The organism is Georgenia sp. M64 (genome assembly GCF_038049925.1).
GTDB lineage: Bacteria > Actinomycetota > Actinomycetes > Actinomycetales > Actinomycetaceae > Georgenia.
In genome coordinates, this window is record NZ_CP145809.1 from 2,974,633 (window position 1) to 2,997,428 (window position 22,796).

At 72.7% G+C, this 22,796-nt stretch carries 20 protein-coding genes; 10 read left to right on the forward strand and 10 right to left on the reverse strand.

From position 1 onward, the window contains the following. Positions 1-377 precede the first annotated feature (377 nt). A complete protein-coding gene (locus AAEM63_RS13355; RefSeq protein WP_341358735.1) occupies positions 378-1,439 on the reverse strand; it encodes a hemolysin family protein in 1,062 nt (353 codons plus the stop codon). Continuing rightward, positions 1,436-2,755, reverse strand: coding sequence for a hemolysin family protein (locus AAEM63_RS13360; protein ID WP_341358736.1), 1,320 nt, complete (start codon positions 2,753-2,755; stop codon positions 1,436-1,438). Before AAEM63_RS13360 ends, AAEM63_RS13355 begins: the two co-directional genes overlap by 4 nt. A 336-nt stretch (positions 2,756-3,091) precedes the next feature. On the opposite strand from AAEM63_RS13360, the gene AAEM63_RS13365 reads away from it, so the two are divergent. The 7 genes from AAEM63_RS13365 to AAEM63_RS13395 all read left to right on the forward strand — a co-directional run bounded on the left by AAEM63_RS13365 (position 3,092) and on the right by AAEM63_RS13395 (position 13,365). Continuing rightward, entirely contained in the window at positions 3,092-6,940 is a 3,849-nt protein-coding gene (locus AAEM63_RS13365) for a multifunctional oxoglutarate decarboxylase/oxoglutarate dehydrogenase thiamine pyrophosphate-binding subunit/dihydrolipoyllysine-residue succinyltransferase subunit (protein ID WP_341358737.1), read from the forward strand. A gap of 120 nt (positions 6,941-7,060) precedes the next feature. Beyond that, positions 7,061-7,657, forward strand: a complete 597-nt coding sequence (locus tag AAEM63_RS13370; protein ID WP_341358738.1) for a GDSL-type esterase/lipase family protein — start codon at positions 7,061-7,063, stop codon at positions 7,655-7,657. Between the two features lie 60 nt (positions 7,658-7,717). Next, positions 7,718-8,824: a GTP 3',8-cyclase MoaA gene (moaA, locus tag AAEM63_RS13375; protein WP_341358739.1), complete on the forward strand. Its 1,107-nt coding sequence runs from the start codon at positions 7,718-7,720 to the stop codon at positions 8,822-8,824. A gap of 1 nt (position 8,825) precedes the next feature. After that, the gene (locus AAEM63_RS13380; RefSeq protein ID WP_341358740.1) at positions 8,826-9,113 is read left to right on the forward strand and encodes a MoaD/ThiS family protein; all 288 of its coding nucleotides are present in this window, start codon (positions 8,826-8,828) and stop codon (positions 9,111-9,113) included. A 259-nt stretch (positions 9,114-9,372) separates the two neighbouring features. Beyond that, entirely contained in the window at positions 9,373-11,811 is a 2,439-nt protein-coding gene (locus AAEM63_RS13385; protein ID WP_341358741.1) for a DMSO/selenate family reductase complex A subunit, read from the forward strand. Positions 11,812-11,825: 14 nt separating this feature from the next. Next, positions 11,826-12,443 carry a DMSO/selenate family reductase complex B subunit gene (locus AAEM63_RS13390; protein WP_341358742.1) on the forward strand — a complete coding sequence of 206 codons (618 nt, stop codon included), beginning with the start codon at positions 11,826-11,828 and terminating at the stop codon, positions 12,441-12,443. 1 nt (position 12,444) lies between these two features. Beyond that, the gene (locus tag AAEM63_RS13395) at positions 12,445-13,365 is read left to right on the forward strand and encodes a DmsC/YnfH family molybdoenzyme membrane anchor subunit (RefSeq protein ID WP_341358743.1); all 921 of its coding nucleotides are present in this window, start codon (positions 12,445-12,447) and stop codon (positions 13,363-13,365) included. A gap of 130 nt (positions 13,366-13,495) precedes the next feature. Here the strand turns inward: AAEM63_RS13395 and AAEM63_RS13400 are convergent, their stop codons facing one another. Both AAEM63_RS13400 and AAEM63_RS13405 read right to left on the reverse strand, forming a co-directional pair. Then, a complete protein-coding gene (locus AAEM63_RS13400) occupies positions 13,496-13,963 on the reverse strand; it encodes a molybdenum cofactor biosynthesis protein MoaE (protein ID WP_341358744.1) in 468 nt (155 codons plus the stop codon). Then, positions 13,960-14,250, reverse strand: coding sequence for a DUF6457 domain-containing protein (locus tag AAEM63_RS13405; RefSeq protein WP_341358745.1), 291 nt, complete (start codon positions 14,248-14,250; stop codon positions 13,960-13,962). The genes AAEM63_RS13400 and AAEM63_RS13405 overlap by 4 nt, the downstream gene beginning before the upstream one ends. 212 nt (positions 14,251-14,462) lie before the next feature. Here AAEM63_RS13405 and AAEM63_RS13410 point away from each other — a divergent pair, with 212 nt between their 5' ends. Genes AAEM63_RS13410 through AAEM63_RS13420 form a run of 3 tightly spaced genes read left to right on the forward strand, consistent with a single transcriptional unit; the run spans position 14,463 to position 16,955 of the window. Then, positions 14,463-15,191, forward strand: a complete 729-nt coding sequence (locus AAEM63_RS13410; RefSeq protein WP_341358746.1) for a molecular chaperone TorD family protein — start codon at positions 14,463-14,465, stop codon at positions 15,189-15,191. A 4-nt stretch (positions 15,192-15,195) separates the two neighbouring features. Continuing rightward, positions 15,196-16,431 carry a 4Fe-4S dicluster domain-containing protein gene (locus AAEM63_RS13415; protein ID WP_341358747.1) on the forward strand — a complete coding sequence of 412 codons (1,236 nt, stop codon included), beginning with the start codon at positions 15,196-15,198 and terminating at the stop codon, positions 16,429-16,431. Then, complete coding sequence (locus AAEM63_RS13420; protein WP_341358748.1) at positions 16,422-16,955, forward strand: ester cyclase; 534 nt, start codon at positions 16,422-16,424, stop codon at positions 16,953-16,955. Before AAEM63_RS13415 ends, AAEM63_RS13420 begins: the two co-directional genes overlap by 10 nt. A gap of 50 nt (positions 16,956-17,005) precedes the next feature. On the opposite strand, the gene AAEM63_RS13425 is transcribed toward AAEM63_RS13420, so the two are convergent. The 6 genes from AAEM63_RS13425 to AAEM63_RS13450 form a co-directional block, all read right to left on the reverse strand. Beyond that, the gene (locus AAEM63_RS13425; protein WP_341358749.1) at positions 17,006-17,608 is read right to left on the reverse strand and encodes a hypothetical protein; all 603 of its coding nucleotides are present in this window, start codon (positions 17,606-17,608) and stop codon (positions 17,006-17,008) included. Between the two features lie 44 nt (positions 17,609-17,652). Further along, positions 17,653-18,462: a DUF4097 family beta strand repeat-containing protein gene (locus AAEM63_RS13430; protein ID WP_341358750.1), complete on the reverse strand. Its 810-nt coding sequence runs from the start codon at positions 18,460-18,462 to the stop codon at positions 17,653-17,655. A gap of 254 nt (positions 18,463-18,716) precedes the next feature. Continuing rightward, positions 18,717-19,709 carry a zinc-binding dehydrogenase gene (locus AAEM63_RS13435; protein WP_341358751.1) on the reverse strand — a complete coding sequence of 331 codons (993 nt, stop codon included), beginning with the start codon at positions 19,707-19,709 and terminating at the stop codon, positions 18,717-18,719. A 336-nt stretch (positions 19,710-20,045) separates the two neighbouring features. Beyond that, positions 20,046-20,366 carry a mycothiol system anti-sigma-R factor gene (rsrA, locus tag AAEM63_RS13440; RefSeq protein ID WP_341358752.1) on the reverse strand — a complete coding sequence of 107 codons (321 nt, stop codon included), beginning with the start codon at positions 20,364-20,366 and terminating at the stop codon, positions 20,046-20,048. Then, on the reverse strand, positions 20,363-20,989 hold the full coding sequence (locus AAEM63_RS13445) for a sigma-70 family RNA polymerase sigma factor (protein ID WP_123920030.1): 627 nt from the start codon (positions 20,987-20,989) through the stop codon (positions 20,363-20,365). The genes rsrA and AAEM63_RS13445 overlap by 4 nt, the downstream gene beginning before the upstream one ends. Positions 20,990-21,226: 237 nt before the next feature. Beyond that, the gene (locus AAEM63_RS13450) at positions 21,227-22,732 is read right to left on the reverse strand and encodes a DUF222 domain-containing protein (RefSeq protein WP_341358753.1); all 1,506 of its coding nucleotides are present in this window, start codon (positions 22,730-22,732) and stop codon (positions 21,227-21,229) included. Positions 22,733-22,796: the final 64 nt, after the last annotated feature.

Consider the following 22,796-nt stretch of genomic DNA (forward strand, 5'->3'; position numbering starts at 1 on the left):
GACCTCACCGGTGCGGGCCGCGACGCCGTCGTGCTCTCCGGCCGGGCGTCGACGACCTCGGACGCGGCACCGCGCGAGGGTGCGAGGGCCGCAGGAGTCGTTCCGTCCGCGGCCGGCCCTGCGAGGGCCTCGAGGCGGGCGCGCTCAGCCTCGCGGAGCTGACGCCGGGTCGGCGGTGCCGATGGTTCTGGCACAGCGGGACCTGACATCGACGAGGACCTCCGGAGGGCGCCGGCCTGTCGACGGCCGAGCGGGAGCACGAGGGGCGCGAGCCCCGAGGTGGGTTGGTGACGAAACAGTAACGGACCGATGTCGACGAACCGGGCGATCTCCGCTCTGACGCGCGTGACCTGGCTCACACCGAGGTGCGGTCCGCGTCACGTCTGCGTGCGGTACTCCTCGCGCTGCATCGAGTCGCGCACCTCGCCGACGAGCTCCTCGAGGATGTCCTCGAGGAACACCACGCCCAGGGACTCGGCGCCCCCGTCCGGGGCGACCACGCGCGCCAGGTGCGCGCCCGAGCGCTGCATCGCGGCCAGGGCGTCCTCCACCTCGTCCTCGGGCGCCACCGCCGCGAGCGCACGGACCCGCCAGGGCGGCACGGGCAGGTCCCGGGCGTCCCCCTCGGCGTACAGGACGTCCTTGAGGTGGAGGTAGCCGGCGAGCTCGCCCGTGCCGGTGACGAGGGGGAAGCGCGAGAAGCCGGTCCGCGCGACCTCCCGCTCGACCTCCGCCGGGGTGCACCCCACGTGCAGCGCGTCGAGCTCGTCCACCGGGACCATGACCTCGGCGGCCGTGCGCTCGGAGAACTCGATCGCGCCGGTGAGCAGGCCAAGGTCGTCGCTGAGCACCCCCTCGGCCTGGGAGCGCTCGACGATCGAGGCGACCTCCTCGGCGGTGAAGGCCGAGACGACCTCGTCCTTCGGCTCGACGCCGACCATCCGCAGGACGAGGTTGGCGAACCAGTTCAGGCCTCCCACGACCGGTCGCAGGACCTTGGAGATCCACACCAGGGGCGGGGCGAAGATGAGCGCGGCCTTCTCGGGCGACGTCACCGCGAGGTTCTTCGGCACCATCTCGCCGAGCACCACGTGGAGGTAGACCACCAGCGCGAGCGCGAGGGTGAACCCCACGACGTGCCCCGCCTCGGCGGGCAGGCCTGCCGCCTCGAGGGGGCCCTGGACGAGGTGGGCGATGGCCGGCTCGGCCACCGCCCCCAGCCCCGTCGAGCACACCGTCACGCCCAGCTGGGCGGAGGCGAGCATGATCGTCACGTTCTCCATCGCGTAGAGGACGCTTCGCGCGCCCCGGCGCCCCTGCTCGACCAGGGGCTCGATGCGCGAGCGACGCGCGGACATCACGGCGAACTCCGCACCGACGAAGAAGGCGTTGAGCGCGAGGAGGACGAGGCCGACGACGAGGGCCGTGGAGGTGCTCATGCCGCACCCCCGGCCGGGACGGGCCGGACGCGCAGGCGGTCGACCCGGCGGCCCTCCATGTGCTCCACGGTGAGCAGGACGTCCCCGACGGTGACCTCGTCGCCCTCGCCGGGGATCCGGCCGAGCCGGTCCATGACGAGCCCGCCGAGGGTCTCGTACGGCCCGTCGTCGGGAACCCGAAGGCCGGTCTGGTCGGCGAGCTCGTCCGGGCGCAGGACGCCGGGGACGACCCAGGTGCCGCGGGGGCCGGCGTGCGTGCCCGAGCGGCGGCGGTCGTGCTCGTCGGCCACGTCTCCCACGAGCTCCTCGACGACGTCCTCGAGCGTGACGATCCCCGACGTGCCGCCGTACTCGTCGACGACGACGGCCATCTGGAGGCCCTCGTCGCGCAGCTGCACGAGCAGCGGGCCCAGCGCGACGGTCTCGGGCACGCGGGGCGCCTCGACCAGGAGCGAGGACGAGGCCACCGGCACGTCCGCACGGCGCTCGTAGGGCACGGCCACGGCGCGGCGCAGGTGGACCAGCCCGACGACGTCGTCGGGGTCCTCCCCGAAGACGGGGAAGCGCGAGTGGCCGGTGGCCCGGGCCAGGGCGACGACGTCGGCGGCGGTGTCCTCCCGGCTCAGCGCGTGGATCCGGCCGCGGTCGGTCATGACGTCGACGGCGGTGAGCGCGCCGAGGCCGATCGACCGGGTGAGCAGCGTCGCCGTCGAGACGTCGAGCGTGCCCTGCTCCGCGGAGCGGCGCACCAGCGCGGCGAGCTCGGAGGCGGAGCGGCCGCCGGAGAGCTCCTCGGCGGCCTCCACCCCGAAGCGTCGCAGGACCGCGTTGGCGGAGTTGTTGAGACCGGTGATGACCGGGCGCAGGGCCCGGGTGAAGACCCGCTGGAGCGGGGCGACGTGGCCCGCGGTGACGAGCGGGTCCGCCAGGGCGAGGTTCTTGGGCACGAGCTCGCCGAAGACCATCGAGAAGGTGTTGACCGCCACCAGCGAGAGCACCACCGCCGTCGCGGTGGCCGCGGCGCTGGCGAGGCCGGCGCTGCCGAGCGGGCCGGCCAGGAGCGTCGCCAGGGCGGCCTGCGTGGTGTAGCCCAGCAGGATGGTCGTCACGGTGATGCCGACCTGGGCGCTGGAGAGCTCGAGCGAGAGGTGCTTGAGGGCCCGGCCGACGCCGACAGCGCGCTTGTCGCCCGCGGCGATCCGCCGGTCGACGGTGCCCGGGTCGAGGGCGACGAGGGAGAACTCCGCCGCGACGAAGACGGCGGTCCCGGCGGTCAGGACGACCCCGAGGAGGACGAGCAGCCACTCGGTCAGCACGGCCTCGCCCGCCCGGTGGCTCGGCGGGACCCGCGCGTGTCTTCCGCGGGCAGGGGTTCAGGAGGGTCGGCGGGATGTCGACCGCGGCGTGAGCGACGCATGGTGGCTCGATGGTAGCGACCCGCCCGGGCGGTGCGCCCCGACATCACCGGTTCGGGACGTTCGTCCTAGGCGTGTGTGACGCCCCGTTGACCGGCTCTTGAGCGAGTCGGCGCAGGGGCCGCCGACGCCGCCCGAATTCCGGCCGGGAGCCGGTCTCGATGTGGGGTCGGAGGAGCAGGTCGCCTAGGGTTGTAGGCGATCTTCATCACACCCCTGGAAGAGGGCGAACAGCGAGTGTCCACGCAGGAACACGACATCAGCTCCACCTTTGGCGCCAACGAGTGGCTCATCGAGGAGCTCTACGAGAAGTACAAGCAGGACAAGCGGTCCGTCGACCCTGCGTGGTGGGACTTCTTCGAGGACTACGAGAGCACCGGCAACGGCGGTGACGCGGACCAGGCGCCCGGTGCCGAGACGGGCCAGGCCCCGGCCGGACGCACCGTGCCCGCCGACCCCGCGCCGTCGGACGCGGCGCCCGCCGTGGTGAGCCCGGCCCGGGCGGCCGCCCCCGAGCCCGGCGCGCCCCCGCAGAGCGCCGCGCGCTCGGCCGGCACGCCCTCCCCCGGCGCCCGGGCGGACCAGTCGGTGGAGACCGTGCGCGACGACCTGCCCCCCGCGCCGCCCGTCTCGGCCCAGCCCCCCACCTCCGCCTACGTCGAGCGCGCCGGGCGTCCCTCCCCGACGGCGGAGAGCCCGGCCGAGGACGAGACCGTCAAGCTGCGCGGCGTCGCCGCGCGCACGGTCCAGAACATGGAGACCAGCCTCGAGCTGCCGGTTGCGACGAGCGTGCGCGCCGTCCCCGCCAAGGTGATGGTCGACAACCGGATCGTCATCAACAACCACCTCGCCCGCTCACGCGGCGGCAAGGTCTCCTTCACGCACCTCATCGGCTTCGCCATGGTCGAGGCGCTGTCGGAGATGCCGGAGATGAACTACTCCTACAGCGAGACCGAGGACGGCAAGCCCGCCGTCTTCCAGCCGGCGCACGTCAACTTCGGCCTCGCGATCGACCTGCCGAAGCCCGACGGCACCCGCAGCCTGGTGGTGCCCTCCGTCAAGGCCGCCGACACGATGGACTTCGCCGGCTTCTGGGGCGCCTACGAGGACCTCGTGCGCAAGGCGCGCAAGAACAAGCTCACCCTCGAGGACTACGCCGGGACGACGATCTCGCTGACCAACCCCGGCGGCATCGGCACGGTGCACTCGATCCCGAGGCTCATGAAGGGCCAGGGCACGATCCTCGGCGTCGGCGCGATGGACTACCCGGCCGAGTTCGCCGGGGCCTCGCAGCAGCGCCTGGCGCGGATCGGCGTCTCCAAGGTCCTCACCCTCACCTCGACCTACGACCACCGGATCATCCAGGGCGCGGCCTCGGGCGAGTTCCTCAAGATCATCCACACCAAGCTGCTCGGCACCGACGGCTTCTACGACCGGGTGTTCACCTCCCTGCGGGTGCCGTACGAGCCGGTGCGCTGGCTCCAGGACATCGAGTACGACCCGGAGACCGAGCTCGGCAAGCCCGCCAGGATCGCCGAGCTGGTGCACGCGTACCGCTCCCGCGGCCACTTCATGGCCGACACCGACCCGCTCGCCTACCGTCAGCGCCGACACCCCGACCTCGACGTCGCCGCGTACGGGCTGACCCTGTGGGACCTCGACCGCACCTTCCCCACCGGCGGGATCGGCGGGACGGCCCGGGCGAGCCTGCGCGACGTGCTGCAGCTCCTGCGTGACGCGTACTGCCGGACCGTGGGCATCGAGTACATGCACATCGGCGACCCGGGTCAGCGCAAGTGGTTCCAGAGCCAGCTCGAGACGCCCTACGCCAAGCCGTCGAGCGAGCAGCAGCTCCAGATCCTCAGGAAGCTCAACGCCGCCGAGGCGTTCGAGACGTTCCTGCAGACGAAGTACGTGGGGCAGAAGCGCTTCTCCCTCGAGGGTGCCGAGTCGCTCATCCCCCTCCTCGACGTCATCCTCACCGGTGCCGCCGACGACGGCCTCGACGAGGTCGGGATCGCCATGGCCCACCGCGGGCGCCTCAACGTGCTCGCCAACATCGCCGGGAAGTCCTACGGGCAGATCTTCTCCGAGTTCGAGGGGAACCAGGACCCGCGCACCGTCCAGGGGTCCGGCGACGTGAAGTACCACCTCGGGACCGTGGGCACCTTCACCGCACCGGACGGGGAGACGACCGCCGTCTACCTCGCGGCGAACCCGTCGCACCTCGAGGCGGCCGACGGCGTCCTGGAGGGCGTGGTCCGGGCCAAGCAGGACAGGATCGACCTCGGCGAGGACGGCTTCTCCGTCCTGCCCATCCTCATCCACGGCGACGCCGCGTTCGCCGGCCAGGGCGTGGTGACCGAGACGCTCAACCTCTCCCAGCTGCGCGGGTACCGCACCGGCGGCACGATCCACATCATCGTCAACAACCAGATCGGCTTCACCACCGGCCCGTCGTCCTCGCGCTCGTCCTACTACCCGACCGACATCGCCAAGGGTCTGCAGATCCCGGTGTTCCACGTCAACGGCGACGACCCCGAGGCGGTCGCCCGGGTCGCGGAGCTGGCGTACGCCTACCGACAGAAGTTCCACAAGGACGTCATCGTCGACCTCGTCTGCTACCGCCGGCGCGGCCACAACGAGGGCGACGACCCCTCGATGACGCAGCCGGTGATGTACAACCTCATCGAGAACAAGCGCTCGGTGCGCAAGCTCTACACCGAGTCGCTCATCGGGCGGAAGGACCTCACGGCCGAGCAGGCCGAGGAGGCGCTCAAGGACTACCAGCGCGAGCTCGAGAAGGCCTTCACCGAGACCCGCGAGGGCGGGTGGACCCCGCCCGAGACCGCCGACGAGCAGGTCGCGGGCCTCGAGCGTCCCGAGTCCCAGCTCGAGGACGCCGGCGTCATGGTCGGCTGGCAGACCGCCGTCGGCGCCGAGGTGCTGGAGCGGATCGGGCAGGCGCACGTGCGCCCGCCGGAGGGCTTCTCGGTCCACCCCAAGCTCGACAAGCTCCTCCACCGTCGCGACGAGATGACCCGCGAGGGCGGGATCGACTGGGGCTTCGGGGAGATCCTCGCCTTCGGCTCCCTCGTCATGGAGGGCACCCCGGTGCGGCTGTCCGGGCAGGACTCGCGGCGTGGCACGTTCACCCAGCGCCACGCCGTCCTGCACGACTACACCAACGGCGCGGAGTGGACGCCGCTGATGTACCTCACGCCCGACCAGGCCAAGTTCTGGGTGTACGACTCCTCGCTCAGCGAGTTCGCGGCGATGGCCTTCGAGTACGGCTACTCGGTCGAGCGGCCCGACGCCCTCGTGCTGTGGGAGGGCCAGTTCGGCGACTTCGCCAACGGCGCCCAGACCGTCATCGACGAGTTCATCTCCTCGTCCGAGCAGAAGTGGGGCCAGCGGTCCTCGCTCGTCCTGCTCCTGCCGCACGGCTACGAGGGGCAGGGCCCCGACCACTCCTCCGCGCGCATCGAGCGGTACCTGCAGATGAGCGCCGAGGAGAACTGGGTGGTCGCCCAGCCGTCGACGCCGGCGAACCACTTCCACATGCTCCGGCGACAGGCCTACGCCCGGCCGCGCAAGCCGCTCATCGTCTTCTCGCCCAAGCAGCTGCTGCGTCTGAAGGCGGCGGCCTCCCCCGTGGAGGACTTCACCTCGGGCACCTTCCGCCCGGTCATCGGCGAGGTGGAGGAGCGCGTGCGCACGGCCGGTCAGCAGGTCGAGAAGCTCCTGCTGTGCTCCGGCCGGATCTACTACGACCTCGCCGCGCAGCGGGTGAAGGCCGACGACTCCGGTGTCGCCATCGTCCGGCTCGAGCAGCTCTACCCGCTCGACCTCGACGCGGTGCGGTCCGAGCTCGCCGCCTTCCCCGACGCCAGGGTGGTCTGGGTGCAGGACGAGCCGGAGAACCAGGGTCCGTGGACCTTCGTCTCCGACCACCTGGCCCCCGCCCTGGACGGGCGCGAGCTCGAGGTCGTCTCGCGACCGGCGGCCGCGTCGCCGTCGACCGGCTCGCACAAGCGGCACGTGGAGGAGAACGCCGAGCTCATGCGGCAGGCCTTCGCCCGCTGAGCACCGCCGACGGGCCGGGACCTCGTGGTCCCGGCCCGTCGGCGTCCCCGCGCGTGCTGCGGGGCCTGCGCGGCTCCACCGGGCAGGATGGGGGCACCGAAGCATCACGGGAGGAGCACGGTGGGCGAGGGACAGCTGCGGATCTGCGTCATCGGGGACGAGCTCACGGCGGGCACCGGCGACGCCCGGGGTCTGGGCTGGGTCGGCCGGGTCATGGCGCGCACGACGACGGAGGAGCCGGCCTTCGTGGCCCAGCTCGCCGTCCCCGGCGAGTCCAGCACCGCCCTGTCGGCGCGCTGGGAGACCGAGTGCCGTCGCCGCTTCGGTGCCCACACCGACAACCGGCTCGTCATCGGGCTGGGCTCCACCGACCTCGACGAGGGGCTCTCGCTGGCCCGGTCGCGGCTCAACCTCGCGAACATCCTCGACGGCGCCGCCGCCTCGCGGGTGAGCTGCTTCGTCGTGGGGCCCCCGCCGCGCCCCGGGGCCGACCCGGAGGCGCTGGCCGCGCTGTCGCAGGCGTACGCCGACGTCTGCCAGCGCCGCCACGTGCCCTACGCGGAGACCTTCGAGCCCCTGCGGACCCACGAGCAGTGGCACGCCGACGTCGCCGCCGGCGACGGCACGCATCCGGGCCAGGCCGGCTACGGGCTCCTCGCCTGGCTCGTCCTGCACTCGGGCTGGCACGACTGGCTGGGTGCCGAGCCGGCCGCCTGACCTCCCTGGCGGTCGACGCTCGACGCGGAGGTCCCACGCGGCAGTCGTTACAGTGGTGGGATGTCGGTCGAGCTCGGTCTGCCCCGTGCCCGCGCAGCGCGCGGCGCGGGCGCGCGGGACGCCGCGACGCCGGGCGGCCGACCGGACACGTCCGGGCTGGTGGACCGCTTCGGCCGGGTCGCCCAGGACCTGCGCGTCTCGCTCACCGACCGGTGCAACCTGCGCTGCGAGTACTGCATGCCGGCCGAGGGATTCGACTGGCTGCCCAGCCGGGAGGTCCTCTCCGACGACGAGGTGATCCATCTCATCCGGGTCGCCGTCGAGCGGCTCGGCGTGCGGGAGGTCCGCTTCACCGGCGGGGAGCCGCTCCTGCGCAAGGGTCTGGAGCGGATCGTGGCGGCGACGACGGCCCTGCGCACCGCCGACGGTGCCGTGCCCGAGACCTCGCTGACGACGAACGGGCTGGGCCTGGACCGCAGGGCCGCTGGGCTCGCCGCTGCCGGGCTCGCCCGGGTCAACGTCTCCCTCGACTCCCTCGACCGGCAGGCCTACGCCACGCTCACCCGTCGGGACCGGCTCCCCGACGTCCTGGCGGGGATCGACGCCGCGGAGGCCGCCGGCATGACGCCGGTGAAGATCAACGCCGTGCTCATGCGCGGGGTCAACGACACCGAGGCGCCCGAGCTCCTCGCCTACGCCCTGCGCCGCGGGTTCGAGCTCCGCTTCATCGAGCAGATGCCGCTCGGCCCGCCCGAGCGCTGGGTGCGCGGGGAGATGATCACGGCGGCGCAGATCCTCGCGGCCCTGGCCGAGCGTTTCGAGCTCACACCCACCGACGCCGCCGAGCGTGGTGCCGCACCGGCGGAGCGGTTCCACGTCGCCCCCTCCGGCGACCTGCCCGGCGGCTCCGTGGGCATCATCGCCTCGGTGACCCAGCCGTTCTGCGGCGCCTGCGACCGCACCCGGCTGACCGCGGACGGGCAGGTGCGAACCTGTCTCTTCTCGCGCACCGAGACCGACCTGCGCGGCCTGGTCCGCGGCGGGGCGGACGACGAGCAGATCGCCGCGGCCTGGCGCACCGCGATGTGGGGCAAGCTCGCCGGGCACGGCATCGACGACCCCGGCTTCCTGCAGCCCCAGCGGCCCATGAGCGCGATCGGAGGCTGAGATGACTGCCGTGACCACCACCACCGTCACCGTCCACCTGCGGTACTTCGCCGCCGCCGCCGAGGCGGCCGGCGTCGCCGCGGAAGACCTCACGCTCCCCGCCGGTGCCACCGCAGCCGACCTCACCGACCTGCTCGCCGTCCGGCACGGGTCCGAGCTGGGCCGGATCCTCGGCATCTCCAGCCTCCTCGTCGACGACGTCGTCCGCGAGGAGCCCGACGCCCCGCTCGCAGCCGGGGACCGCCCGGCCGTGCGCGTGGACGTCCTGCCCCCGTTCGCCGGCGGCTGACGGAGCCGCTCCCCCGCTCGCCGGGCCCACCGCGCAACGGCGCGGTGGGCCTCCGCCGTCGTGCAGCCGGCGAACGTCCTCGCGAGCGCCATACCGGATCGGCCATTTTCGCCGGCATCCCCGGCCTGCGCGTCGACTGCCAGCCCGCCCGCCGGGCCGTTCGTCCCGGCCGACCCGAGGACGATCGCCCCACGGCGGGCACTGAATCGTCCTGAAGTCTGGTCCCGAACCAGACGTATCCCTGTCGAAAGGATGCTCCATGAGCGCGCCGCCCGTCCCACCGGGGCCCACCACCGTCCCCCGCAGGTCGTTCCTCAAGTGGTCGGCCGCCGCCGGTGGCAGCGCTGCGCTCGTCGGCGCAGGCGCGTACTTCGGCGGCATGCCCGGCGTCGGGCCCGCGAGCGCCGCGACGACGGCGAACGGCCTGGACGTCGACCGGACGGTCTGGTCCTCCTGCAACGTCAACTGCGGGTCCCGGTGCCCCCTGCGCATGCAGGTCAAGGACGGCCGGATCGTGCGCGTGCTGCCGGACGACACCGGCGACGACTCGCTCGGTTCGCAGCAGATCCGCGCGTGCGTGCGTGGGCGGGCATTCCGGCAGCGGGTCTACAACGCCGATCGCCTCAAGAAGCCGATGAAACGGGTGGGTGAACGCGGTTCCGGCGAGTTCGTCGAGATCTCCTGGGACGAGGCACTCGGCACCGTCGCAGGAGAGCTGCGCCGGGTCATCGACACCTACGGCAACGAGGCTGTCTTCTACCACTACGGCTCCGGCTCCACGGGTGGCAACATCACCAAGCGCGGAACGTGGCCGAGACTTCTGAACTGCCTCGGCGGCTACCTTGCCCAGTACGGCGACTACTCCACGGCACAGATCACCGGCGCCTACCCGTTCCACTACGGGGCATGGCTGCCCAGCAACTCCTTCGAGGATGCGAAGAACTCGCGGCTGCAGGTGATGTTCGGCAACAACCCGCTCGAGACCCGCATGAGCGGCGGCGGCGAGACGTTCGTGACCCAGCAGACGAAGAAGCTCACCGGGCTCCGGACGATCATGATCGATCCGCGCTACTCGGAGTCAGCCGTGGGGCTCGGTGACGAGTGGGTGCCCATCCGTCCCGGCACCGACGCCGCCCTGGTCGCAGCCATGGCTCACGTGATGATCTCGGAGAACCTTCAGGACCAGGAGTTCCTGGACACGTACTGTCAAGGATTCGACGAGGAGCACATGCCCGAGGGGGTGCCCGCGGGCAACTCCTACACCGCCTACGTCCTGGGCGAGGGCACGGACGCAGTCGCGAAGACGCCGGAGTGGGCGTCCCACATCACCGGCGTTCCTGCGCCGACGATCGTGCGCCTGGCCCGTGAGATCGCTTCGACCAAGCCCTGCGCGATCACACAGGGCTGGGGCCCCCAGCGGAGCGCGAACGGCGAGAACCAGGCTCGGGCCATCTTCACGCTGGCCGCCATGACCGGGAACATCGGGATCACGGGGGGAGGAAACGGTGCGCGAGAGGGGAACTACGCCCTGCCGCTGGCCAAGTTCCCGCTCCTCGACAACCCCGTCACCACAGCGATCTCATGCTTCTCGTGGACCGATGCCATCGATCACGGCCCGGAGATGACGGCACTGAACGCCGGCGTCCGGGGCAAGGAGAAGCTCGACGTCGGCATCAAGCTTATCGTCAACAACGCGTCCAACACCCTGATCAACCAGCACTCCGACTCAAACCGGACGGCCGAGCTGCTGAAGGACGAGTCAAAGTGCGAGTTCATCGTCGTGATCGACAACCAGATGACCGCGTCCGCCAAGTTCGCGGACATCCTCTTGCCGGACACCACCAACGTGGAGCAGGCCGACGTCATCCCCAACGGCTACGCGGGTGAGATGGGCTACCTCATCATGGCCGACAAGGTCATCGAGCCCCTCTTCGACTCCCGGACCGGGTACGACATGTGCACCGACATCGCGAGGCGTCTCGGGGTCGAGGATCAGTTCACCGAGGGCCGCACCCAGGAGGAGTGGATCACCCACCTTCTTGACCTCACCCGCGTGGACGTGCCCGACCTCCCCAGCGAGCGGGAACTTTGGGAGATCGGCGTCTACAGGCAGATCAACCCGAACGGCACGACCGTTGCGATGAAGGACTTCCGTGAAGACCCAGAGGCGAACCCTCTCGGGACGCCCTCGGGGAAGATCGAGATCTTCTCGGAACCACTCTGGCAGATGGCGCAGGAGTGGGAGCTTCCCGAAGGGGACCGGATCACCGCCCTGCCCGAGCACGTTGCGACGTGGGAGGGCGCCGAGGAGGCCCGCGGCAACGCCGACCACCCGCTCCAGTGCATCGGCCACCACTACAAGTCCCGCACGCACTCCTCCTACGGCAACGTTCCCTGGCTCCAGGAGGCTCATCCCCAGGTGGTGTGGATCAACCCGGCCGACGCGAAAGCTCGAGGAATCATGAACGACGACGTCGTTCACGTCCTCAACGACCGCGGACGGATCCAGCTTCTCGCGCGTGTGACGCCGCGAATCGCACCGGGCGTCGTCTCGGTGCCACAAGGCGCCTGGTACCGCCCGGACGGCAACGGACTCGACACGGGCGGAAACGTCAACACCCTGACCAGCTGGCGCCCGTCCCCGCTCGCCAAGGGCAACGCCCAGCACACCACGCTCGTCAACATCGTCAAGGCCTGAGGAAGGAGATCATCATGGCAACCCAGCTCGGTTTCCTCTTCGACCAGACGCTGTGCACCGGCTGCAAGGCCTGCCAGATCGCGTGCAAGGACAAGAACGACCTGCCCGTCGGAGTGACCTGGCGCCGCGTCGCGGAGTACAGCGGCGGCACCTGGCAGCAGGACGGGGACACGTTCGTCCCCAACGTCTTCGCGTACTACACCTCGATCTCGTGCAACCACTGCGAGAACCCGGTGTGCGTGGAGGTCTGCCCCACCACAGCCATGCACAAGGACGAGAACGGCATCGTCACCGTCGACGAGGACAAGTGCGTCGGGTGTCGCTACTGCGAGTGGGCGTGCCCCTACTCGGCGCCGCAGTTCAACCCCGAGACCGGGCACATGTCCAAGTGCGACATGTGCGCCGACTACCGCGCGGACGGTCAGGACCCGGCGTGCGTCGCGGCCTGCCCGTCCCGGGCCCTGGCCTGGGGCCCGATCGACGAGCTGCGCGCCGAGCACGGCACCCTCGCCGGCGTCGAGCCCCTGCCCGACCCGTCGATCACCCGCCCCAACCTCGTCATCACCCCGCACCGCGACGCCCAGCCCAGCGGGGCCGGCACCGGCGCCCTGGCCAACCCCGAGGAGCTGTGACGTGAACACCCACGAGCTGCCCATGATGGTCTTCACCCTCTTCGCCCAGATGAGCGTCGGCGCCTTCGTCGTCCTCGGCGTCGTCCAGATGGTCGCCGCCCGCCGCTACGGCCGCGAAGCCGTCGACAGGATCACCGACCCCGTCCTCTACGCCATCGGACCGGTGATGGTCCTCGGGCTCGTGGCGTCCATGTTCCACATGAACGACGTCGGCAACACGCTCAACGTCCTGCGGCACGTCGCCACCTCGTGGCTCAGCCGGGAGATCATCTTCGGGGCGGGCTTCGCGGCCCTGGGGTTCCTCTTCGCCGCGGCGCAGTGGTTCAAGTGGGGCACCTTCCGCCAGCGCCAGGGCCTCGCGGCCCTCACCGCCCTCGTCGGCCTGGTGCTGGTGTGGTCGATGTCGATGATCTACTACTCGCTCGTCGCCGTCCCGGCGTGGCACTCCTGGACCACCCCGGCGCAGTTCTTCACGACGGCTCTGCTCCTCGGGGCGCTGGCCGTCGGTGCCGCCCTCATGGGCACGCTCATGGTGCGACGCCGCCGGAGCGGAGCGACCAGGGCCGACCTCGCCGACAGCTCCCTCATCGCCGGGACGCTCAAGGGCATCGGGATCGCTGCGGTCGTCCTGCTCGGGGCGGAGTTCCTCATCATCCCGCTGCACATCGCCAACCTCGCCGGGGCCGGCGGGGCCGCGGGCACCTCGGCCGAGGTGTTCACCGGTGCATGGTTCGTCGCGCGCCTCGTGCTGGTCTTCCTCGGGGCGGGCCTGCTCGCGGTCCTGCTCTTCCGCTACGCCTCCCCCGACGCCCGACCCCGCACGCTCGCGGTGCTGGCCACCGCCGCGTTCGCGCTCGTGCTCGCCGGCGAGCTCATCGGCCGGTCGCAGTTCTACGACTCCATGACCCGCATCGGCATGTAGGCGAGAGGTACCGGGGCGCCGTGACGACGCCCCGGTACGCGGCACTCCGCGTCCTGGGTGCGGACGCGCGTACCCGACTGCTCGGGTGCCGGCACCGGGCCCGCGTGCCCGCCAGCGTGCGGGGGCGCCGTCAGGCGCTGCCCGTCCACTCGTGCTCGCCGCCGTCGAAGACCTGCCGCTTCCACACCGGGAGCCGCCGCTTGACCTCCTCGACCAGCTCCGCCGTGGCCGCGAACGCCTCCGCGCGGTGGGCCGCGGAGACGGCGGCCGCGAGCGCGACGTCACCCACGCGCAGCACCCCGACCCGGTGCACGACGGCGACCGCGTCGACGGGGAACCGGGTCGCCACGTCGGCGGCGACCTCGGCCACGAGGGCGGCTGCGCTGGGGTGCGCGACGTACTCGATCTCGGTGACCGCACGACCGCCGTCGTGGTTGCGCACGACCCCGCCGAAGGTGACCACGGCCCCCGCCGCGGCGTCCTCGACGGCGTCGGCGCACTCGGCCACGGTCGTCAGCCCCTCGCGCACGTCCGCGAGGGCGACGCGGTGACCGGGCTCGGTCAGGCGGTCCGGGACCGCCGCACCCTCGAAGGTCACGCCGGCGCCCCGGCGTCCGGCCAGGACTCGACGAGCCGGCTCACCGCCGCGATGCGCTCGCCGACGGCCGGCGCGGCCGGTCCCGGCGCGCTCGCCCCGGCGAGGCCGACGAGGAACGCCGTCAGCGGCGCCCCCGGGCGGCTGGGGCCGTGCGCCACGTCGCTGATGAGCCGGAGCAGCGCGGCGGAGTTGGCGTCCATCACCGACCGGTCGACCTCGAGCTCGGCGCACACGGCGTCGAGCCAGCGGTTCATCGCGGCCATCTTCTCGGTCTCGTCGCCCCTCAAGGTGCTCCTCCCACGGGTCCGTCCGCGCCGTCGCGACGGGCGTGCGGCCATGGTGGCACACCCGTCGTGGGCCCTTCGTCACCCCGCGACGGAGACCCACGCCTCGCCTCGCGGGAGCGCCGCTGGGGCGAAAGGCCCACAGGGCGTCCGAAGGTCCGGGGCACCATGAGGAGTGCGCCCGGTTCCGGACGCAGCCACCGGAGGGAATGGTCATGACCGCCGCCATCGAGCCCGTGCAGCCGCTGCCACCCGCGAGCCCCGACACCACGGTCGAGACGAGCGTCGACCGCCTCCTCGAGGACCGGAGCCTCCTCGCCGTCACGCTCGACCACTACGCCGCGGCGTTCACCACCCTCTCCCGGCTGCTGCTCACCGCACCGACGGCGTACGTCCTCGCCCGGGTGCGCGACCCCGAGCTGCTCGATGAGTGGCCGCTGCTCATGGACCCGGACTGCCGCCGGGGTACCGCACTGCTCGCCGAGTCGGCCCTGGCCGGGGAGAAGCAGGACATCGTCCACCGGGACTACAACCGGCTCTTCGTCGGCCCCGAGCGCATGAAGGCCCCGCCCTACGAGTCGGTGCACCGCTCCGAGGAGCACCTGCTCTTCGAGGCCGAGACCATGGAGGTCCGGGCCGCCTACGCCGCGTTCGGGCTCGCGGCGCCGCGCCTGAACAAGGAGCCGGACGACCACATCGGCCTCGAGCTCAGCTTCGCCGCCGCCCTGTGCGAACGCGCGATGGACGCGCTGGAGTCCCGGCGCGACGACCAGCTCCGCCGTCTGCTGGGCGGCCTCGTGTCGTTCCTCTCGGACCACCTGCTCGTGTGGGCCCCGCGGTGCCTCACCCAGGTGGCGAACGCGTCCACCACCTTCTTCTACCAGGGCGTCGCCGCCCTCGGGCTCGGCACCCTGACCTCCGCCCGGGCGACGTTCCTCGCCTGAGCCGGTGACGCTCCGGTCGCTCCAGGTCTGGCTCTCCCACCAGCCCGAGCCCGTCGACCTCGTCCTGGTGTGCGCCGAGCACCCGGGACGAGACGTACCTGGGGATACGGGCGCGGCCGGCCGGCCCGACGCGGCTGCCGGGGCGGGGGCCCTCGTGCGGCTGCCGGGGTGTGCCGCCACCGTGGCGCCGTACGAGCTCGTCGAGCTGCTCGACCTCGGGGCGCGCCGGGTGCGGGTCTGCCTCGACGGCTGCGCCGACCCCGCCCGCGCGCTCGAGCACCTCGGACCCGTCGTCGCCGTCGTCGCCGCCGGGACGCCGGGACGCCTCGTCCTCACGGGCGCCCGCACGTCTGACGACCCGGTCGACACCTCGGCCGGGGACCGGGACGCCCAGACCGACACGTCGAACCAGGACGAACACGCCGTCACGCCAAGGGGCACCGCCACGGTCGTGCCCGGGCGGGCGACCCTGGATCTGCCCGACCGTCCTGGCACCAGAGGTCGTCCCGTCCGACCGTCCCGCGGCAGGCACCCACGCCGGGTCCTCGACGCCGCGCACATGCCGGTCTCCCGTCGCGGGCTCCTCGGACTGGGACCCGGCGCCGGGCGGGGGCTCCCCCCGGACACCGTCGCGCCGGGACGGCTCGCCGCGGCGGTGGCAGCCGTCGTCCCCACCGGCACCGACGGTCTGGAGGGGTACCCGGCGCCGGCGAGCCGACTGAGCGCGCGCGGGTGCACGGCCTGCGGCGTCTGCGTCCAGGCCTGCCAGGCCGGGGCGCTGGCGTGGCGTGAGTCCGGCACCGAACCCGTCCTGGGCACGCTCGAGCAGCTCACGGCGGCGTGCGACGGGTGCCTGCGCTGCGTCACCCTGTGCCCGGCCGGTGCCCTGACGGAGGCGGGGCACCGGAGCTGGGCGGATGTCCTGTCGGGCGTGCCCGTGCCGGTCGTCACCCTCGCCACCGCGCGGTGCCGACGCTGCGGCTCCCGCTTCCCCACGACGTCGGGTGGCGCCTGGTGCCCGGTGTGCGACTTCCGGCGGCGCCACCCCTTCGGGAGCGTGCCGGCCCCCGGGCGCCCGGCGGCCGCCGGCGGCCCGGGCGACGGCCTGCCGCCTGACCCGTCTGAGCAGGCCGGCGCCGGAGGACCTGCGTCCCTTGCCCGCGCCGGACCGTGGGGCGAGCCTTCTGTGAGGGCCGCGCTCCGCCCGCGGCCGGGACGGGAGGGTCTGCCATGCCGCTGAGCGAGGCCGATCTGCGGAGCACCGCCCTGGCGGTCTTCCGGGCCTGGAACGACCACGACGTCGACGCCGTCCTCGGGTACCTGGCCGGTGACGTCCTGTGGGACTGGCCGGTCAACGTGGGCCTGTACGGCAAGGACGCGGTGCGTGAGGAGCTCACCGACACCTTCACCGGCTTCCCCGACATCCACTTCCCGGTCGAGGACATCGAGCTCTTCACCCGGCTCGAGCCACCGGCCGTGATGGCGACATGGACGGCGACCGGCACGCTGAGCGGCCACCTCGAGATGGGTCTGCCGGTCACCGGCCGGTCCTTCCACATCCGCGGCACCACGCTCATGCGGCTCCGTGACGAGGCCGTGGGCGAGTGGACGACGACGTTCGACACCTTCGCCCTGCTCCAGCAGCTGGGCGTGATGCCCGAGACCGACGAGCTGCGTTTCCGCGCCGGTGTGCTCACGACGATCCTCACCGACCGGGCGCGCACGATCATCACCGCCCGGGTCAGGAGGGCACGTCGGCGCTGAGCCCGGACGATCGCCGGGGCCTCACACGAGGCCGGCCGGCCCCTGCGACGTCACGCGTCGGGACCGAGGACGGCGCGCTGGTAGTCCCGTCCGCTCTCGACGGAGAGCACGGCCAGGACCAGGCTGCCGAGGGCCCGCGTGACCACCGACGCACCGTCGCGAGCGAGCCGTCCTGCGGCGTCGGGAAGGGCGGGGAGCAGACGGCCGGCGATGAGCTCCTGCTCGCGCGCTCTCAGCGACCGCCCGCCGGCGGTGTCGCCTGCCGCCCAGGCGGCCGCCTCGTCGTGACAGGTCGCGGCGATCTGCCGGGCGCCCGCAGCGAGGCCGGGCACGTCGTCACCGAGCAGGTGGTGGTCGTCGGTGAGCGTCGCCAGGTCGGAGTCCAGGGACCGTCGTCGCGCCCCGCGGGCGTGCACGTCCAGGCGCATGAGGTCGCCGGCGAAGATCTCGGCGTCACCACCGAGCCAGCGTGCGGCGAGGCGGAGCTCGGTCGCGAGCTCTCCTGAGCGCAACCGTTCCGCCAGCCTCACCCCGGGGGGGTCGAGGATCTCGGCGACGACGTCCCAGGAGCCGGCCCGGTCGCGCGCCGCCTGCGCCACCTGCGCGTGGAAGGAGGCGACGGTGTCATCACCGATGCCCTCCACCGGAGCCACACGCCCGTCCGCGCCCGCGCCCGTCGGCCCCGTCACGCCGCCACTCACGCGGAGGTCCCCAGGGCGCCACGGACGACGTCGAGCGAACCGGCGACGGAGCGCGTGGTAAGGAAGCACACCGCGCCGTCGCCCCGGTCCTCGACCGTCGTGGGAGTGAGCCCGCCGGGCCTGCGGTCGACGCCGTCGACCCGCACCTGACCCGTGACCGTCCGCGCCGTCATCGACAGCCCCGTCCCGGCCGGGAGCTGCACCCGCATGGCGCCCGAGACCGTGGCGAGATCGGCCATTGCCGAGTGCGCCGTCGTCGTGACGGAGATGTTGCCCGCCACCGAGGTGATCTCGGTGCGCGGGAGCTCCCCGGTGACGTCGGTGCGCGCGGCGGCCGTCGAGACGCGGACCGGGCCGACGTGGTCGCTGACCTCCATGGTGCCCGACGCCGAGCGGAGGGTGGCGGCCCCGCGGCACCGGAGCACCCGGAGGGCGGCGGAGGCGGTCATGAGCGTGAGGTCCTCGGCGACGTCGGAGACCGTCGCGTCGGCGGTGGCCGTCGCCACGTGGACGGTGGTTCCGCGCGGGACGTGCACGGTGAGGCGGGCGACGTCGGAGGAGCTGTACGAGCCCAGGCGTCGGGCCCAGCCGTCCCACCCGAGAGTGGGGTAGCCGATGCTCAGGCGGGTCCCCTCCACCGAGATCTCGAGCGGGTTGCCGGTCACCTCGGCGACCTCGACGTGCACGTGGTCACTGTCGTGGCCGTGGACCGACACGCTTCCGGCGACGAGCTGGACCCGTAGTGCGTCCACCCCCTCGACGTCGTGCCGTGCCGGTCCGGGGACGATCCACGAGCGCGTAGCCATGGCGCCACGGTAACGCGCTCCGAGGCTGCCCGGAGCGGCACACAGAGGTCCCGGAGCGGCATGCAGTGGTCCCGTGGGGGCATGCAGTGGTCCCGTGGCGGCATGCAGCGGTCGCGGGCGGCTCGGAGCCACCGAGGGTGCGGGTACCGCCGAACACGGCGCCCCCGCGCCCCGGCGGGCCGCCGGGGCGCGGGGGCGTCGGGGGCGACGCCCTCGATCCGCGGCAAGGAGCCGGGGAGTCAGGGCCGCGCTGATCAGGGCTGCGGCTCGGACTCGCCGACGACGTCCACGACCAGCTTGCCGCTGACCTCACCCGAGGCCATCCGGTGGAGTGCGGCGCCGGTCTCGGCGAGGGGGAAGACGGTGTCGATGAGTGGCCGGGTGCCGCTGGCGACGAGGAGCTGCTGGAGGTCGAGCAGCTGCCGGCGGGTGCCCATCGTCGTCCCGATGATCCGCAGCGAGCGGAAGAACACGCGGCTGAGCTCTGCCGGAGGCATGGCCCCGGAGGTCGCGCCGGCGACCGCGACGGTGCCGCCGGGCCGCAGCGCCCGGAGGCTGTGCCCCCAGGTGGCCTCCCCGACCGTCTCGAGCACGGCGTCGACCTGGTCGGGCAGTCGCGCTCCCGTGGGGAAGGCCGCGTGCGCGCCGATGTCCAGGGCACGCTCGCGCTTGGCCTCGCTGCGGGAGGTGGCCCACACCCGCAGCCCGGCGGCGCGTGCCAGGACGATCGCGGCGGTGGCGACCCCGCCTCCCGCGCCCTGGACGAGCACCGTGCGGCCGGGGCTGAGATCCGCAGCGTCGAAGAGCATCCGGTAGGCGGTGAGGTATGCCGTCGGCAGGCAGGCCGCCTCGGCCCACGTCAGCTCGGGAGCCTTGGGGACCACGTTGCGGCTGGGCACCCAGACCCGCTCGGCGAGAGTCCCCTGGTGGAGCTCGGAGAGGAGCGTGCGCCGCGGGTCGAGCGTCTCGTCCCCGGTCCAGGACGCTGAGGGGATGACCGAGTGGACGAGGACCTCGGTGCCGTCCTCCAGCGTCCCTGCGGCGTCGGTGCCGAGGATCATGGGGAGCCGCTCGGCCGGCAGGCCGACACCCCGCAGCGACCACAGGTCGTGGTGGTTGAGTGCGGCCGTGCGCACCGTGACGGGTATCCAGTCATCCGCCGGCGCCCCACCATCGGGCAGGTCGCCCACCACGAGCCCGGACAGCGGGTCGTCGGTGCTCTGGGTCCTCACGTAGGCGCATCGCATGACCATCACGATAGGTCCGGGGACGACGACGGGCCGGTCACCTCTGTGGTGACCGGCCCGTCGTTGGAGGACGAGTCCTCAGGCGTTGGGACGCTTGCCGTGGTTGGCGGCGCTCCCCTTGCGGGAACGGCGCTTGCGACCGCGCTTGCTCATGGTTGTCTCCTGCTGCTCGGCTCATCGTCCGCCGGGCGACGGGCGAAATCTCGCCGATCATGATCCCACACTTCGCGCTCGGCGCGCTTCACCGGGTCCGGTTGGCGCTGGGGATCGGTGCGGACGTCACCCGGACGTGTGGAGGTCATCGGACCGTGCGGACCTCTCTCGGACGTGCGGACCTCACTCGAAGGTTCGGACGCTCGTCACCCTCAGCACGCTGAGCTGGGAGGCGACCCGTACGCGAAGCGAGCTGGGCGCAACCTCGGAGCAGGACCGTCGCAGCAGGGCCCGGATGTGTTGCTCGGCGTCAGCTGCCTCGTGGCAGGTGGGGCAGTTGTCGGCATGGGCGCGGAACCGCGCGCACTGGTCCTCGTCGAGCTCGGAGTCGAGGAACTCCATGAGGTTGTCGAGGAGCTCCTCGCACGTGCAGCGACCGTCTCCGGAGCGCTCACGCACCGCTCGCTCGGCGCGGTCGATCAGGTCGGGATTGTCCTCGGTCATGCCTTGGCCTCCGTCCGAAGTCCGAGCTCGTGGGCATGGTCGACGAGCAGCTCCCGCAGCTGCCGTCGTCCCCGGTGGAGCCGGGACATCACCGTCCCGATCGGGGTGGCCATGATCTCGGCGATCTCCTTGTACGCGAAGCCCTCGACGTCAGCGAGGTAGACGGCGAGGCGGAAGTCCTCCGGAAGCTGGTTGAGTGCGTCCTTGATCTCCGAGTCGGGCAGGAGGTCGAGCGCCTCCGCCTCGGCCGAACGCAGACCGGTCGAGGTGTGTGAGGCCGCCCGGTGGATCTGCCAGTCCTCGACGGAGTCGGCGTCGGACTGCAGGGGCTCGCGCTGCTTCTTGCGGTACGAGTTGATGAACGTGTTGGTGAGGATCCGGTAGAGCCAGGCCTTGAGGTTGGTGCCGGGCCGGTACTGGTGGAAGGCGGCGAACGCCTTGGCGAAGGTCTCCTGGACCAGGTCCTCCGCATCGGCGGGGTTGCGGGTCATCCGCATCGCCGCGCCGTAGAGCTGGTCGAGGTAGGGCAGGGCGTCCTGCTCGAAGCGGAGCGACCGCTCGGCGTCGGTCTCGCCGTCGGAGGTGCGGTCGAGGTCACCCTCGTGGCTCTCGGTCATCGACATCCAGGTTAGCCCGGCCTGCAAGCCGGTGGCGCTCCCAGCCGGCTCGGTCAGCGGGAAACCGGCTGCCGCCGCCTCCGAACGGACGGGCGACGGGTCGACCGAGCTCGAGTGGTCCGTCAGGGCGAAGGGTTGGACCGGCGAGAGGTTCGGGGCCAGGGCCTGGAGCATCGCGGTCATGTCTCCTACAACCGAGCCGCGTGCCGGGGCATTCCGAGAAGCGTGCCTGCTCGGTCTTCGTCAGGCGGCGAGGTGGTGGGTGGTGGGGAGGATCTCGGTGTTGTCGTGGCGGTGGAATCGCCATCGGTGGTGTTCGCGGGTGATGGTGATGCGGCGGGCGTGGACGTGGTCGTGGTGGTGCCAGCAGAGCAGGATGCCTTTGTTGGTGTCGGTGGGGCCGTGGTGGGCGTACCACCACAGGGAGTGGTGGATCTCGCCCTCGCCGGGTGGTGCGGTGCAGTCGGGGTACTGGCAGTGGCGGTCCCGGGCGATGATCGCCCGGGTCTGGGCGGTGGTGTAGAGGCGTTCCTCGCGGCCGACGTCCAGGGGTTGGGAGTCGGGCCCGAACACGACGCGGTGGATGCCGGAGGAGCAGGCCAGACGGGCCAGGAGGGCGTGCGGGAGCGGGGTGCCGTCGGCCAGGGTCGCCGGGTCCGCGCCGATCATGGCGGTGGTGTCGTAGTCGGTGGAGATCACCGTCCCGCACCCGCCCTGCCCGCACCCGCACCCGGCCAGGCCGGCCAGGCCGGCCAGGGCGGTCGGGGCGGTCGGGGCGAAGAACGCGCTGCCCGCGCCCTCGGCACCGCCGGCGCAGCGGGGGTCGGGGGAGGTCGCGAGGCGGTGGAGGGTGTCGAAGGGCACCGTCACGGCCAGGTGGGGGCGGGTGCGGGCATGGGGGCGCAGGGTCCCGGAGTCCAGGGCCAGGCGGGCGATGCCGGTCAGGGCCCCGGCGCGGCGCTGGGCCGGGGTGGCCGGGTCGCTCTGGGCCGGGGTGCCGGTCCGGGCGGTCAGGGCGGTGTTGAGGACCTCGCCGCTGGTCTCGCTGAGCCAGCCCTTGATCGACCACCCGCCGGTGGTGCGGGAGAGGTAGAGCTCTTCCCGGTCGGTCTCGGCGCGGTAGCGGTGGTCCGCCGCGGCCGGGTCGGCCCGGATCGCCCAGGCCCTGACCAGGTGGGTGAAGGCGGAGGCGTCCATGTCCTGGGCGTGGGCCAGGAGGAAGTCCTCACCGGTGTCGGGGTCGGCCAACCGCTCCCGCAGGGTCGCGGTGGTCAGGGCGTGACGGACCAGGGCCGCGGCGTGGTCCGGGCCGACCCGCCCGGCGGCCAGCGCCGCCGCGGTCGCGGGCAGGTGATCGCGCAGCGCCCGGGTCCGGGCGACCTCGACCCGGGCGGTGACATCGGTGCGGCCGGTCCGGGCCCGGTACCACGCGGGCAGCGACCGGGCCCCGTCCGTCGCCCACAGCCCGTGCGCGTCCACCGCCGACAGGACCCGCCCCGCCAGGGCCTCGACCTGACGGCGCAGCCCCTCCACGGCGGTGACCGCGTCCAGGACCTCCTGACCCGCCGCACCCAGCACATCGACCTCGAGGACCGCCGCGACCTCGGCCACGACCCGCGCCAACCCCACCGACAACGACAACACCGGCACCGACGCCGCCGACGACGCCGCCGACGACGGCGACGTGCCGGGACCGGTGGACGCGGCCCCCGGGCGGGACGGGACGGACGCAGCGCCGTCGGTGCTCATCCACCTCACCCCTTCTCCGGGTCGAGTCCATCTCCTTCCCAGCACGCTATCGAACGCCCGTTCG

Coding starts and splice junctions, on each gene's coding strand:
- AAEM63_RS13355 (WP_341358735.1), bottom strand. CDS start 1,439: ATGAGCACCTCCACGGCCCTCGTCGTCGGCCTCGTCCTCCTCGCGCTC.
- moaA (WP_341358739.1), top strand. CDS start 7,718: ATGTCGGTCGAGCTCGGTCTGCCCCGTGCCCGCGCAGCGCGCGGCGCG.
- AAEM63_RS13380 (WP_341358740.1), top strand. CDS start 8,826: ATGACTGCCGTGACCACCACCACCGTCACCGTCCACCTGCGGTACTTC.
- AAEM63_RS13385 (WP_341358741.1), top strand. CDS start 9,373: ATGAGCGCGCCGCCCGTCCCACCGGGGCCCACCACCGTCCCCCGCAGG.
- AAEM63_RS13390 (WP_341358742.1), top strand. CDS start 11,826: ATGGCAACCCAGCTCGGTTTCCTCTTCGACCAGACGCTGTGCACCGGC.
- AAEM63_RS13410 (WP_341358746.1), top strand. CDS start 14,463: ATGACCGCCGCCATCGAGCCCGTGCAGCCGCTGCCACCCGCGAGCCCC.
- AAEM63_RS13420 (WP_341358748.1), top strand. CDS start 16,422: ATGCCGCTGAGCGAGGCCGATCTGCGGAGCACCGCCCTGGCGGTCTTC.
- AAEM63_RS13430 (WP_341358750.1), bottom strand. CDS start 18,462: ATGGCTACGCGCTCGTGGATCGTCCCCGGACCGGCACGGCACGACGTC.
- AAEM63_RS13435 (WP_341358751.1), bottom strand. CDS start 19,709: ATGCGATGCGCCTACGTGAGGACCCAGAGCACCGACGACCCGCTGTCC.
- rsrA (WP_341358752.1), bottom strand. CDS start 20,366: ATGACCGAGGACAATCCCGACCTGATCGACCGCGCCGAGCGAGCGGTG.
- AAEM63_RS13445 (WP_123920030.1), bottom strand. CDS start 20,989: ATGTCGATGACCGAGAGCCACGAGGGTGACCTCGACCGCACCTCCGAC.
- AAEM63_RS13450 (WP_341358753.1), bottom strand. CDS start 22,732: ATGAGCACCGACGGCGCTGCGTCCGTCCCGTCCCGCCCGGGGGCCGCG.